The following is a 13,508-nucleotide window of genomic DNA, read 5'->3' on the forward strand; positions in this document are numbered from 1 at the left end:
GTTCCTCTTTTGGTAACTTATTTTTCCGGTTACAGCTTTGTTACATCGACATAAAAGGCCACTTCGTCGATGGCAGGAATCGGCGTTCAAAAAAGGCGGTCATGGGAGGGGAAATCGGTTTTTTGTACCGGTATGTAACTCTCTTGTAACTATTGTTTGTACCTACCTCCTGTAAATATCTGAGAAGTAAGTTAAGGCTTCCCTATTTGTATGACTATTGGGGTTCAACCTGATCCCTGCGTAAACACAGGTAACAAAGAATGCAACAGGTTTGCAATCTTTGGTGGCGAATAAGGGCTCCGCAAGGCCCTGCCTGAACACAGACGCAAATCCCTCGCAAAACTTATACACACAGGAGATTTCCTTGAGCCACATTTTGAATACCGCACTCCGCGCCACTGCACTCGCCGCCATGGCGATGGTGTCCGCCGCCGCTTTCGCTGCCGTCGATATCGACGCCAACATCGAGTTGGACAGCAAGGTTCTGAACCAAAGCCGTGGCGCTTCCCAGTCGGGCCGCGTCGAGCTCAATGGCAGTAAGAAGATGGGTTCCCAGTACTTCATCGCTGGCCGCGCAACCTACCTGGCCCATCCAGATGGCACCGCTGGTACCGATGACTTGTGGGCTCAAATCGGTAACGACACCGCTGACATCAAGCTGGGTCGTTTCGAAGCCGCTAATCTGTTCCAAACCCCTGGCGACGTGTTGGTGGACTACGCTGGTTTCACGCCTTACCAAGCCAATGTGCTGCGCGGCCGTCAAGGTGCGTATGGCAATGGCAATGCATCTTTCCGCGCTGCTGGCACTTTGCTGCTGGGTGGCGGTTTCTCGTTTGAACTGGGTGCCGTGTCCAGTAAAGGTAGCGGCGCTACCGGCCTGCGCCCTGTGTTGAGCTACGCCAACGGCCCATTGCATTTGGCTGGTGGTATTGAAGCTATCCAATACAGCAGCGTTGCCGGTTCGGCTGCGGGCACCACCACTACCTGCGGTGTCACCGTAGGCTCGGCATGCACCACCACCGTCACTTCGTTGGCTACACCTGCTACCGTTGGTTCGCGCCAAACCGGCTTCGGCCTGACGGGTGACTACAACTTCGGTGGCTTTACCCTGACCAGCAATTTTGCGTCGGGCAAGGACATCAATGGTCTGAAGCAAAGCACGTTTGCCCTGATGGGTGCATTTGGTAACCTGACGGTTGCCAGCGTGTTCGGCAAGGCTGCACAAGCCACCGGCGACGACATGAAGGTCACCACTTTCTGGGCTGCTTACGCCATTCCTTTCTTTGACGTGAAGGGCGCAACCATCACCCCCGCAGTGATGTACTCCAAGGGCAGCGGCGCGAACAGCTCTGCTCCTAAGTCGTCTGGCGGCGCAGTGCGCGTGCACTACGATTTCTAAGCTGTTTACAGCGGTATCCGCTGTACCTGCAAGCCAGTTCCTCTAGGGGACCTGCTGGCCTGCTAAAAATAGAAAAGCCTACATCTGCCGTCTTGGCGGGTGTGGGCTTTTTGCATGGTGGGCCAGCATCGGCAGCCGCCGTATTTGCACCGCCCGCCAACGACTTTACCCAACAAGGGGGAGCTGTTTGGGGTTTCCTCGGGTAAACCCAGTGTTCAATTCAAAGCGCTTTGAATTTATACTGCATTGGCTTTGAATAGCGACAAACTTCGGCCTTTGGGGGTGGCAAAAGCCAGCTTTCTTACCCCAGGCCGATCCCGAACACAACAGGAGACATTCCATGACAGCAATGACTAAAACCGCAGCCGCCGTGCTGATCAGCTTCGGCGCACTGGGTGCCATTGGCGCGCATGCAGCAGGCGTTACCGTCACCATTTCGTGTGGCTCTGTCGGCCAGGATTTCGAGTTCTGCAAAAAGGCTGGCGACGAGTGGAGCGCCAAGACCGGTAACACCGTCAAACACCTGAGCATTCCCCAGTCCTCTAGCGACATTCTGGGCTTGTTCCGCCAGATGTTTGCGGCCAAGGCGACCGAGCTGGACGTGCTGTCCGTCGATGTGGTGTGGCCCGGCCTGTTGAAAGAGCATTTGCTAGACCTGACCCCATATGCCAACGGCGCGCAAAAAGACCATTTCCCCGCCATTGTTGCCAACAATACCGTTAACGGCAAGCTGCTGGCCATGCCCTGGTTTACCGATGCGGGCGTACTGTATTACCGCAAGGATTTGCTGGCAAAGTACAACGAAAAAGCACCTACAACCTGGGCTGAGTTGACCGCTACCGCCACCAAGGTCATGGAAGGCGAGCGCAAAGCCGGTGCTCCCGACATGCAAGGTTTTGTGTTTCAGGCCAAAGCCTACGAAGGCCTGACCTGCGACGGCGTGGAATGGGTGTCCAGTTTTGGTGGCGGCAACATTGTGGACAGTACCGGAAAAATCACCATCAACAACCCCCAGGCTGCCAAAGCACTGGACACTGCCGCTGGCTGGATCGGCACCATTGCCCCCACCGGCGTGCTGAACTACGGCGAAGAAGAAGCCCGTGGCGTGTTCCAAAAGGGCAATGCCGTGTTCATGCGCAACTGGCCCTATGCCTGGTCGCTGAGCCAGGGAGCAGACAGCCCCGTCAAGGGCAAGGTCGGTGTGGTGGCTTTGCCCAAGGGTGATGGCGGCAAGACAGCAGCTACCTTGGGCGGCTGGCAGCTGGCGGTCAGCAAGTATTCCAAGAACCCCAAGGAGTCGGCTGATCTGGTGATGTACCTGACCAGCGCTGCGGTGCAAAAAGACCGCGCCATCCGCGGTTCGTACAACCCAACGATTGCTGCGCTGTACAAAGACAAGGAAGTGCTGACTGCCAACCCCTTCTTCGGCGACCTGTATGACACCTTTGTGGGTGCAGTGCCACGGCCTGCCACCATCACCGGTGCCAAGTACAACGAAGTCTCCGCTGCATTCTGGAATGCCACCCATGAAGTGCTGTCCAAGAAGTCCACTGGTGCAGAAAGCGTGAAGAAGCTGGAAGGCAAGCTGAACGGTATCCGTCGCGGCCCTAACTGGAACTAAGCCGCTTCCGTTGAGCCTCGGGCCGCTGCATGCTTGCCGTGCAGCGGCCCGTTCAGCCACTAGATCCCCTTGGAGTCTCCATGAGCACTAAAACTTCTGAACTGACCCGCGAGCGCACCCGTAGCGCGTGGATATTTCTGGCCCCCACGCTGCTCGTTTTGTTGCTGGTAGCTGGCTGGCCGCTGAGCCGCACCATCTTTTTCAGTTTCACCGATGCCTCGCTGGAAGCGATTGGTGACTCCACTTACAAGATGGTGGGTTTCCAGAATTATTTTGGCGAATACGGCGTATTTAATTTGAACGCGGTCGAGGGCTTCTGGAACACCGACTGGGGTATGGCGATTCGTAATACCTTTAAGTTCTCCTTTTTCTCGGTGGTCACCGAGACGCTGCTGGGGGTGATCTTTGCTCTGGTGCTGAATGCCAACTTCAAGGGCCGCTCGTTTATCCGCGCTGCTGTGCTGGTGCCCTGGGCGATTCCGACCATCGTGTCGGCCAAGATGTGGGCCTGGATCATGAACGACCAGTTTGGCGTGATGAACGCCATGCTCCGCAGTGCCGGCATCATCGACCACAACATCGCCTGGACGGCCGATCCCCACTTTGCGCTGTGGTCCGTGGTGCTGGTGGACGTGTGGAAAACCACCCCCTTCATGGCCCTGCTGATTCTGGCCGCGCTGCAAATGCTGCCCACCGACTGCTACGAAGCCGCCCACGTCGACGGTATCCACCCGGTACGGGTGTTCTTCAAGGTCACCTTGCCACTGATTTGGCCCGCCTTGATGGTGGCGGTGATCTTCCGCTTGCTGGATGCCCTGCGGGTGTTCGACATCATTTATGTCATGACATCCAACAGCGTGGACACCATCAGCATGTCGGGCTTTGTGCGACGGGAAATTGTGGACAACAACTATGTGGGCTATGGCTCAGCGGCCTCCACGGTGCTGTTTCTGATCATTGGGGCTTGCACGGTGCTGTACCTGAAGCTGGCCAAAGTGGATATGTCGAAATAAGGACCACGCCATGAACTACCAACAACAAAAAATACTTGGCACCATCGGTTTGTACCTGCTGGTGGCTGTCATCGCACTGTTTTGCCTGTTCCCGTTCTACTTTGCGATTGTCACGTCGCTCAAGTCCGGCACCGAACTGTTCAGTTCCTCGCTGTGGCCTGCCGCACCGTCGTTCAAGAACTACATCGCCATGTTCACCGTGGCCGAGCACCCGTTTGGCCGCCACATCCTCAACTCGCTGATGGTGTCCACCCTGGTGGTGATTGCCTCGCTGTTTCTGGGCGTGACGGCTTCTTATGCGCTCGGCCGTATCCAGTTCCGGGGCCGTGGCCTGCTGCTGCTGACGGTGCTGGCGGTGTCCATGTTCCCGCAGGTGGCGGTGCTGTCGGGCATGTTTGAGCTGATGCAGTACATCGGCTTCTACAACCACTGGTGGGGCCTGACCTTGCCGTACATGGTGTTCACCCTGCCGTTTACAGTCTGGGTGCTGACCACCTTTGTGCGCGACCTGCCCAAAGAGCTGGAAGAGGCCGCCATCATGGACGGCTGCACCCCCTGGGGCATCATCACCAAGGTGTTTCTGCCGGTGATGTGGCCGGCGCTGGTGACGACCGGCCTGTTGGCTTTCATTGCCGCCTGGAACGAGTTCATGTTCGCCCTGACCTTCGTGCTGAACAACGCCGACCGCACGGTGCCGGTGTCGATTTCGCTCATCAGCGGTGCCGACAAGTATGAGATCCCATGGGGCAAGATCATGGCCGCCTCGGTGCTGGTCACCCTGCCATTGATCGCGCTGGTGCTGATATTCCAACGCAAGATTGTGGGCGGCCTAACGGCAGGCGCCGTCAAGGGCTGAGTGCCAGCCCGTCCTCCCCAACATTTCTTAAAAACAGTAGGAGACCTCCATGTCTGAAATTCGATTCCGTGATGTCCACAAGCGCTATGCCAGCCACCTGCCCGACACCATCCGCAAGGTCGATCTGGACATTGACAAGGGCGAGTTTGTGGTTTTTGTCGGCCCGTCGGGATGCGGAAAGTCCACGTTGCTGCGCATGGTGGCAGGCTTGGAAGACATCACCAGCGGCGAGCTGAGCATTAACGGCCAGCGCATGAACGAAACCCCCCCGTCGCGCCGTGGCGTGGCCATGGTGTTCCAAAGCTATGCGTTGTACCCGCATATGACCGTGTACGACAACATGGCCTTCGGCCTGAAGCAGGCCAAGACCGATGCCAACACGGTAGAGCAGCGGGTGCAAAAAGCCTCCAAGATTTTGCAGCTCGACCTGCTGCTCAAGCGCCTGCCCAAAGAACTCTCCGGCGGCCAGCGCCAGCGGGTCGCCATTGGCCGCGCCATCGTGCGCGAACCCGATGTGTTTTTGTTCGACGAGCCTTTGTCCAACCTGGATGCTTCGCTGCGCGTGCAAACCCGGCTGGAAATCGCCAAACTGCACAAAGACATCGGTACCGCCAGCATGATCTACGTGACCCACGACCAGGTGGAGGCCATGACCCTGGCCGACAAGATCGTCTTGCTCAATGCCGGTGAAGCCGTGCAGCGCGACGGTAGCGTGGCCCAGTGTGGCGCGCCGCTGCAGCTTTACCACCACCCGGTCAACAAGTTTGTGGCGGGCTTTATCGGCAGCCCCAAGATGAACTTCATCGCCGCCCGCCTGACCCGAGCCAACGGGAAAAGCGCGGTCGCCACCGTGGCCGATGTGGAAGTGCATGCCGAGGTGGATGCCACCCGCATCGCTGCCAATGCCGACGTGACGATTGGGGTGCGTCCTGAGCACGTGCAGATCGTGCCACCTGGTGGCCCCAACGTGGTGACCGGTTTGGTCGCCTTCCTGGAGCAACTCGGCGAAGCCAGCTACATCTACGTGCGTTTGACCGGTGGCGAGCTGGTCACTGTGCGCGAAAGCGGCCAGTCCAGCTGCAGCGTGGGCAACCCGGTGCACCTCTACTTCCCACCACATTGCATGCATTTGTTTGACGACAACGGCGTGGCCACCAAGCGCACCGCCCCACAGGAAATCCTGGGCCAGCCGTTGGTGGCGGGTGTGTCGATTTCGCGGGCCTCCACGCACGCCAATTAAGGCACCGGCCTGCGGGCCAGATTAGGCATAAAAATAGCTGTTAGCGCATATTCTATAAGCGCTAGCAGCTCTTTTATTTGTAGCGTACGTGGGGCCGTGCCCACCCTAGCCTCAGACCTCTAAATTGTCGATCAAGCGCGTGCTGCCCAAGCGGGCCGCGCCCAGCACCACCAGGGGCTCGTCGGCGGATTCTGGCGGCAGTAGGTCACTGCGGCGGCGGGCAACCAGGTAGTCGGGGGCCCAGCCGCGGGCGCGCAGGCTGTCCATGGCCTGGGCTTCCAGGGCCGGGATGTCGCTGGCACCGGCACGCAGCGCGGCGGCCAGCGTCTGCAAGGTTTTGGACAGTTGTACCGCCTCGGCCCGCTCGGCCGGGCTCAGGTAGCCATTGCGCGACGACAGGGCCAGGCCGTCGGCATCGCGCTGGGTGGGGCCACCCACCACGTCGATGGGCAGGGCAAACTGCTGCACCATGCGGCGGATCACCATCAGTTGCTGGTAGTCCTTCTGGCCGAAAAAGGCGGTGCGTTTTCCTTTGGCCTCGGAGAACACGCAGGTGAACAGCTTCATCACCACCGTGGCCACGCCGACGAAGAAGCCGGGGCGGAACTGCCCTTCCAGCAGGTCGGCCAGTGCCGGTGTGGGCTGGATCTTGAAGGTTTGCGGTTCGGGGTAAAGCACTTTTTCGGACGGGGCAAACAGCACATCGCAACCGGCATCGGCCAGCAGAGTGCAGTCGCGCTCCCAGGTGCGCGGGTAGCTGTCGAAGTCTTCGTGCGGCAAAAACTGCAACCGGTTCACAAAGATGCTGGCCACCGTCACATCGCCAAAAGGCTTGGCCTGGCGCACCAGGGCCAGGTGGCCTGCGTGCAGATTGCCCATGGTGGGCACGAAGGCCGGGTGCTGGTGGGCGCTGAGATGGGCGCGGAGTTCTTCGAGGGTGTGGGCAATGCGCATCGGTAGGCTGCTGCGTTGTCTGTCGCAGTTTTTTATATAGGTGGGACTTGTGCAGCCACCGGGTGGCGGGCCACAGGCCCTTGACCCGCTTGCTGCACAAGCCGTGTGAATTACCAGGCGTGCTGGCTGTTGTCGGGAAAGCTGCCGTCTTTCACGGCGCGCACATACGCTTCCATCGCGCCCCGCACGCTAGACGCGTCCAGCATGAAATTGCGCACAAAGCGCGGCATCTTACCCAAGTTGATGCCCAGCATGTCGTGCATCACCAGCACCTGGCCGGCGGTGTCCTTGCCCGCGCCGATGCCGATGGTGGCGCAGTGGGGCAGGGCGGTGGTCAATTCGGCGGCCAGCGGGGCGGGCACCATCTCCAGCACCACCATGGCGGCACCGGCGTCTTGCAGGGTGTGGGCGTTCTGGCGCAGGGTGCTGGCGGCGGCGTCCGATTTGCCCTGTACGCGGTAGCCACCCAGGGAATGCACGGTCTGCGGGGTCAGCCCCAGATGGGCGCACACCGGAATGCCGCGCTCCACCAGAAACTGCACGATTTCGGTGGTCCAGCCGCCGCCTTCGAGCTTGACCATATGCGCACCTGCCTGCATCAGTACGCCCGCGCTGCGGATGGCCTGCTCGCGGCTTTCCTGGTAGCTGCCGAAGGGCAGGTCGGCAATCACCCAGGCGGTGGATTGGCTGCGCAGCATGCCGCGCACCACGCTTTCGGTGTGGTAGCGCATGCTCTCCAGGCTGACACCCACGGTGCTGTGCAGGCCCTGGCAGACCATGCCCAGCGAGTCGCCCACCAGGATGCATTCCACGCCTGCCGCATCGGCCACGGCGGCAAAGGTCGCGTCGTAGGCGGTCAGCATGCTGATTTTTTCGCCGCGCTGGTGCATTTCGGCCAGGCGCGGCAGGCTGATAGGGCGGCGCAGTGCCGGGGTGCTGGTGGGGGGCAAGGTGCCGTAAGGCGAGGCGTGTACGGTGGTATTGGCCGGGGTGGTGTCGGGCGTGTTCATGGCAAGTCCTTGATCAGTTCTACCGTGTTGGCATCCAGCGGGCCGACCTGGCCGAGCCGGGTTTTCAGCGACTGTGGCTGGCCGGTCAGCAGGGCGGCGTAGTTGGTGGTGTTGGAGAGCACTTTTTTCACGTAGTCGCGGGTTTCGGTAAACGGCACATTCTCGGCCCAAATCGCGGCCTCCAGCACCGGCCCGTTGCGCCACACGCGGGGGCGGCCCGGGCCGGCGTTGTAGGCGGCGGCGGCCATGGGCATGGAGCCCGCAAAGTCGTCCAACACCAGCTTCAGGTAGCCGGTGCCGATGGTGATGTTGGTCTCGCGGTCGGCCAGTTGGTCGGGGGTAAAGCCGCTCAGGCCGATCTTTTTGGCTGTCCAGCGGGCGGTGGCGGGCATGACCTGCATCAGGCCGGATGCGCCCACACCCGAGCGCGCGTCCATGATGAAGCGCGACTCTTGGCGGATCAGGCCGTACACATAGGCCGGGTCCAGGTTGATGGCGCGGCTGCGCTGCACTACGGTGTCGCGGTAGGGCGTGGGGAAGCGCTGATCAAAATCCATCACCGTGCGGGTGCGTTCGCTGGTGTTGATGCAACGGTCCCACACTTCGCGCTGGCAGGCCAGGTCGGCGGCAGCCAGCAGTTCGCGGTCGCCCATGCCACCGCGCTCGTGCAGGTTGGTGCTGTAGTTCCATTCGCGGTTGCCTTCGCTGCGCAGGCCCAGCTGGATCGCGGCCAAGCCGCGCTGCAGGCCGATGTTGGCACGGGCAGCCTCTTTTTCTTCGGGGGTGACGGGCAGCGGGCGTGGTGGCACGGTGATTTTCTGGCCCAGTTCTTCCAGCGCCAGTTGCTCGTAGAAGCCGCGCACCCCGGCGATGCTTTCAAACAAACGCTTGGGTTCCACCCGGTCCAGGTCGGATTTGACCTGTGCCTGCAGGGCACGGGCTTTCCAGTACACCCAGGCGGGGTCGGCCTGCGCATCTTTGCCCATGGCGTTGATGGTGCTGACCACCTCTTTCCAGCGGCCCACGCGCAGTGCGCTGCGCACCCGCCAGGCCAGCATCTCGTCGTTCAGGTCGGTGTCTTCGGTGACGTGGGCGTAGTAGTCCACAGCCAAGGCCGACAGGCGCGTGGCCGACTGCTTGCCGATCACGCCCCAAATCCAGTTGCGCTCTTCGGCGTTGAGCTGGCTGCTCCACTTGCTGTCGAGCAGCGCGGCGGCGTTGTCAGGGTCGGAGGTGGCCATTTTGACCAGCGCCAGCAGCACCACTTCGCGGCGCGCGCGCGACAGGGCCGTGACTTTGCCTAGCAAAAATTTGGTCGGGCTGTCGTTGAGCTCGGCCAGCAGCGGCAGCGACTCGGGGGCAACAATCTCCACCGCCTTGGCGGCCATGCGCGGGCGATTCGCCTCCATGGCTAGGCGGGCCTTGCGCCAGATGTCCAGTGGCGCCAGCTTCTTGGCCGCAAACAGCTGGCTGGCGGCCTGGGTGCAGCCGTCGTCCAGCTCGCGCTGGGCGTACCAGTTCTTGCGCACTTCTTCGGCCAGCACGGGGCCGCTATTGGCACCTTGCTCGATCTGCTCGATGGTCAGGGCGTAGCAGCGCACTTCGCGGTCGTCGGCCATGCGGTAGCGGCTGTATTCATCGGCAAAGGTGGCCCAGTCGCGCCGCTGGCCCAGCAGCAGCAGCCAGTCGTTGCGCAGCCGGTCTTCCTGGTAGGTGTTGGGGAAGCGGCTACCAAAGACCTGCATGTCGAGTGTGGTCATCTCGTCCAGCCGCAGGCGCTGCTCCCAGTAGGCCGCCCAGGGCTCCAGAATATGGCCACGCACCTGGGGCAGCAGGGCGGTGAGGCGCTTGCGATCGCCCTTTTTGAAGGCTTGGGCCATGTCCAGAATGGTGGCATCACCAGCGGGATCGGACTTGGATTGGCTGCAGGCAGCGCCTGAGAAGACGAGGCTCAGGGCCAGCGTTAAGGATGTCAGAATGGCGGGAACTTGCATGTGGGGATTATGGACATGACTTGGCGCGGCTTTGGGGCGGAGGGCTGGAAGCCCTGGCTCCCAAAGCCCTGCCAGGTCTCAATCGGAAACACGAATGAACGACAAAGCCTCGGACAAAAAAGCCCTGCGCGAGGCACTCATCGCGCAACGTCTGGAACTACCTGACCGGATGGAGCGGGCCGATTTGCTGCAACGCGTCATGCGCATCTGGCTGGTGGGGCGGCCCGATACGGTGATCGGGGCCTACTGGCCCATCAAGGGCGAGTTCGACCCGCTGCCCGCCCTGCACCGCTGGAAGGAAGACGGTGAGCTGCTCGATGGCCCGCAGCTCAAGCGCATCGGCCTGCCGGTGGTCAACAAGCTGCACAAAACCATGACCTTCCACGCCTGGTACCCCGGCTGCCCCATGGAAGAAGATGCCTATGGCATCCTGAAACCCAAGGCCACCGAGATGGTGCAGCCCACCCTGCTGTTTGTGCCCTGCGTGGGCTACGCGGCGGGCGGCTACCGACTGGGCTACGGCGGCGGCTTTTACGACCGCATGCTGTCCACCCTGGAGCCCAAGCCCTTCACCGTGGGCCTGGGCTTTACCCAGGGCTACCTGGACGATTTTGAGCCCGAGGCGCACGACGTGCCCCTGGATGCCATCTTGAACGACAACGGCGTGGTTTGGCCTATCGGATAGGCACGCCCCCAGGCTACAGCGCAAGCGCTTTTCGCCAACCCCTTGCAGGGGGCAACAGCAGCAGCCTGGCAAAGCCAGTTCTGCGCTGTTCGCGAAGGGGCATCGCTTCGCTTGCCTTGAGAGTGGCAAGGTGGGCGAATACTCGAATTTATGAAAAAATGGCTTCTAGCGCATATTTCACCTACGCAAGTAGCTATTTTTAATATAGCAATCGTATTTTCAGTCGAAATGATCGACGGTGTCCGGGTCGGGCCCGTCGCCGATGGCTTTGCGTGTGGCCTGGGCCTGTAGCAGCAGCCAGGCACAAAAAGCCTTGATCTCCGGCCGGGCGGCGCTGCGCGGGCCGACCACCAGCCAGTAGGCCATGGGCGAGTCCAGCCGCATGTGGGGCAGTATTTCCACCAGGTCGCCGCTGGCCAGGCTGTCGGCGATCAGCGGCATGCGGGCCAGGGCCACGCCTTGGCCGGTGAGGGCGGCCTGGGCGATCTGGTGGGCGTAGTTGAAGTGCATCCAGCGTTTGGGCTCTAGCTTGTGGAGCTGGTGCATCTCGAACCAGCGTTGCCAAGTCAGCCATTCCAGGTGGTGGGTGCGGTGCGAGTCGCCCGCTTCCAGCAACGCGAAATGGGCTAAATCCTCGCCGCGCAGCAGCTTTTTGCCGGTTTTCAGCAACCAGGGACTGGCCACGACGGTCAATTGCTCGCCAAACAAGCGCACCGCGCCCGGCGGCACGGTATCGGGCAGGGCGTAGCGCAAGGCCAGGTCCACGTCGGCAGTTTCCATGTCCACCAGGTTGTCGGTGGCATCGATGCGGATGTCGATGTCGGGGAACTCGGTTTGGAAGGCCTCTAGCCGGGTAATCAACCACATCGACGCAAACGAAGCCCAGGTGCTGATGGCTACGCTTTTGCGTCCGGCGCTGCGCCGAATCATGCGCACCGTGCTGTCCAGCTGCTCCAGGGTTTGGCCCACGGTGCGCATCAATTGCGCGCCCGCGCCGGTCAGCTCCACGGCCCGGGTGTGGCGTAGAAATAGGGCTACGCCTACCTCGTCTTCCAGCGCCTGGATCTGGCGACTCACGGCCGATTGGGTCAGCGACAGCTCTTCGGATGCGGCCCGAAAATTCAGCAGCCGCGCTACCGCAGCAAAGGCGCGCAACTGGCCGACTCCGATGGGGCGGGTGCGCAAATGGGTTTGGGTGGTCTGCATGTAGATTGATGCGGTTTGGGAATCAATAGCCTACCGCGTTTTCATTGGACCCTGGGGTCTATCGCACCGATGATTCACCCCTAAGCAGTTATTTTCAAGGAGTATTCCATGGCCCAGTTCCGCACTTTCTCATCATCCCTCCCCCTGTCCGCAGCGGCATTGACGGAATGCTGGAAGCTGGATGCTGGCCAGGCCACCACCTTCCAGCCGCGCCAGCCCGGTGTGTTCCGCGTGGCCCAGGGAGAGGTGTGGGCCACCGTCAACGGCATGCAGCACGGCGAAACCGAGCTTCCGGGCGACCACCTGCTGAAGGAGGGCGACAGCCTGACTTTGCAAGCCGGTCAGCGTCTGGTGGTCGAGTCGTGGAACCTAGCGGCCAACGCCCCGGTGTATTTCAGCTGGGAGCCTGTGGCCGAGGTGGTCTGGGATGGTCGCCGCGAGGCCTCCAGCGCCGGTGCCCAGTGGCGCGGCGGCGTGGTGCAGCCCAGCCGGGAGTTGGCGCAGGCCCTGCGCTCGGCAATGGCTGCGGCCAGCCGACTGGTGTTGGGCCTGGTTGGGCTGGGGGACTACTTGGTGGTGGGGCGAGGTCGCACCGTTTAAATAGATTGCTATCAAATAAAGAGCTTCTAGCGTGGGTACTACCTGCGCTAGAAGCTCTTTTTATTTGGAAGCGTCGAAACGGAAGCTGGAAACGGTAACGCCGCCGAAGACGTTGTCCTCGTGGTACACGCAGGTGGCTGCGTCGTTTTCGGCGGCACCCATGGCCACCATCAACGGAATCAAATGCTCCTCCCGCGGGTGGGCGATGCGGGCGGCGGGTGCGGCGGCCCAGTCCAGCAGGCGGGCTTCGCGCTCGGCGGGGCTGGCGGCTACCACCGTGTCTTGCAACCATTGGTCAAAGGCCATGGACGGGGCCTTGCCCGGTGGGCCAAATTGGCGCAGGTTGTGGTAGCTCAGGCCGCTGCCCACGATGAGCACGCCCTCGTCGCGCAGCGGTGCCAGGGCCCGGCCCAGCGCGATGTGCACCGCCGGGTCCAACCCGGTTTTCAAAGACACCTGCAGCAGGGGCACATCCGCCTCGGGGTACATCACCACCAGCGGCGAGAAGGTGCCGTGGTCAAAACCGCGTTGTGCGTCCAGCCGCACCGGCAGCCCGGCATCGGCCAGCAGACCTTGGATGCGCACGGCCAGCTCCGGCGCACCGGGGGCCGGGTACACCACTTTGTAGGTGTGCGGCGGAAAGCCGCCGTAGTCGTACAGCATGCCGGGATGGGGGTTGGACATGATGCTGAAAGCGCTTTCCTCCCAGTGCGCCGAAATCACCAGAATCGCCTTGGGTGCTGGGTACTGGCGCGGCATGTCGGCCAGCGAGGTGGCCAGGCCGCGCATGGCCTCGCGCATGCTGTCCATAAACGGCCACGGCCCGCCGCCGTGGGAGATGGAGTAGATGGGCAGGGTGGTGGTCATGGTGAGCGGGTGTGAAATGGCGATGCAGTATTAAACCCGCTTCGTCTCCGGTTTGCAGCAGCG

The 13,508-nt window shown here is 61.5% G+C and carries 12 protein-coding genes; 7 read left to right on the forward strand and 5 right to left on the reverse strand.

The window, feature by feature from the left end:
- The first annotated feature begins 364 nt into the window (after nucleotides 1–364).
- The 5 genes from Q0T48_RS11840 (at nucleotide 365) to ugpC (ending at nucleotide 6,129) form a co-directional block, all read left to right on the forward strand.
- On the forward strand, nucleotides 365–1,399 hold the full coding sequence (locus tag Q0T48_RS11840; protein WP_295956562.1) for a carbohydrate porin: 1,035 nt from the start codon (nucleotides 365–367) through the stop codon (nucleotides 1,397–1,399).
- A 340-nt stretch (nucleotides 1,400–1,739) separates the two neighbouring features.
- Entirely contained in the window at nucleotides 1,740–3,020 is a 1,281-nt protein-coding gene (locus tag Q0T48_RS11845) for an ABC transporter substrate-binding protein (protein ID WP_295956564.1), read from the forward strand.
- A gap of 80 nt (nucleotides 3,021–3,100) precedes the next feature.
- Nucleotides 3,101–4,033, forward strand: a complete 933-nt coding sequence (locus Q0T48_RS11850; protein WP_295956567.1) for a sugar ABC transporter permease — start codon at nucleotides 3,101–3,103, stop codon at nucleotides 4,031–4,033.
- Nucleotides 4,034–4,043: 10 nt separating this feature from the next.
- Entirely contained in the window at nucleotides 4,044–4,889 is an 846-nt protein-coding gene (locus tag Q0T48_RS11855) for a carbohydrate ABC transporter permease (RefSeq protein WP_295956569.1), read from the forward strand.
- A gap of 49 nt (nucleotides 4,890–4,938) precedes the next feature.
- Nucleotides 4,939–6,129 (forward strand): sn-glycerol-3-phosphate ABC transporter ATP-binding protein UgpC, encoded by a 1,191-nt coding sequence (gene ugpC / locus Q0T48_RS11860; RefSeq protein ID WP_295956571.1) that lies wholly within the window; start codon nucleotides 4,939–4,941, stop codon nucleotides 6,127–6,129.
- Nucleotides 6,130–6,240: 111 nt separating this feature from the next.
- Here the strand turns inward: ugpC and panC are convergent, their stop codons facing one another.
- The 3 genes from panC to Q0T48_RS11875 form a co-directional block, all read right to left on the reverse strand.
- Nucleotides 6,241–7,083, reverse strand: a complete 843-nt coding sequence (gene panC / locus Q0T48_RS11865; protein WP_295956573.1) for a pantoate--beta-alanine ligase — start codon at nucleotides 7,081–7,083, stop codon at nucleotides 6,241–6,243.
- Between the two features lie 110 nt (nucleotides 7,084–7,193).
- Nucleotides 7,194–8,093, reverse strand: a complete 900-nt coding sequence (gene panB, locus Q0T48_RS11870; protein ID WP_295956575.1) for a 3-methyl-2-oxobutanoate hydroxymethyltransferase — start codon at nucleotides 8,091–8,093, stop codon at nucleotides 7,194–7,196.
- Nucleotides 8,090–10,087 carry a lytic transglycosylase domain-containing protein gene (locus tag Q0T48_RS11875; protein WP_295956577.1) on the reverse strand — a complete coding sequence of 666 codons (1,998 nt, stop codon included), beginning with the start codon at nucleotides 10,085–10,087 and terminating at the stop codon, nucleotides 8,090–8,092. The genes panB and Q0T48_RS11875 overlap by 4 nt, the downstream gene beginning before the upstream one ends.
- 94 nt (nucleotides 10,088–10,181) lie before the next feature.
- Between Q0T48_RS11875 and Q0T48_RS11880 the strand changes: the two genes are divergently transcribed.
- Nucleotides 10,182–10,772, forward strand: a complete 591-nt coding sequence (locus Q0T48_RS11880) for a 5-formyltetrahydrofolate cyclo-ligase (RefSeq protein ID WP_295956579.1) — start codon at nucleotides 10,182–10,184, stop codon at nucleotides 10,770–10,772.
- Nucleotides 10,773–10,991: 219 nt separating this feature from the next.
- Here Q0T48_RS11880 and Q0T48_RS11885 read toward each other — a convergent pair whose 3' ends face one another.
- Nucleotides 10,992–11,978: a LysR substrate-binding domain-containing protein gene (locus Q0T48_RS11885; protein ID WP_295956581.1), complete on the reverse strand. Its 987-nt coding sequence runs from the start codon at nucleotides 11,976–11,978 to the stop codon at nucleotides 10,992–10,994.
- 108 nt (nucleotides 11,979–12,086) lie between these two features.
- Between Q0T48_RS11885 and Q0T48_RS11890 the strand changes: the two genes are divergently transcribed.
- Nucleotides 12,087–12,578 carry a DUF2917 domain-containing protein gene (locus Q0T48_RS11890; protein ID WP_295956583.1) on the forward strand — a complete coding sequence of 164 codons (492 nt, stop codon included), beginning with the start codon at nucleotides 12,087–12,089 and terminating at the stop codon, nucleotides 12,576–12,578.
- A 60-nt stretch (nucleotides 12,579–12,638) separates the two neighbouring features.
- On the opposite strand, the gene Q0T48_RS11895 is transcribed toward Q0T48_RS11890, so the two are convergent.
- Entirely contained in the window at nucleotides 12,639–13,445 is an 807-nt protein-coding gene (locus tag Q0T48_RS11895; RefSeq protein ID WP_295956585.1) for a class III extradiol ring-cleavage dioxygenase, read from the reverse strand.
- Nucleotides 13,446–13,508 lie beyond the last annotated feature (63 nt).

Origin of the sequence: Rhodoferax sp. (assembly GCF_025354435.1) — a bacterium.
Taxonomy (GTDB): domain Bacteria; phylum Pseudomonadota; class Gammaproteobacteria; order Burkholderiales; family Burkholderiaceae_C; genus Rhodoferax_B.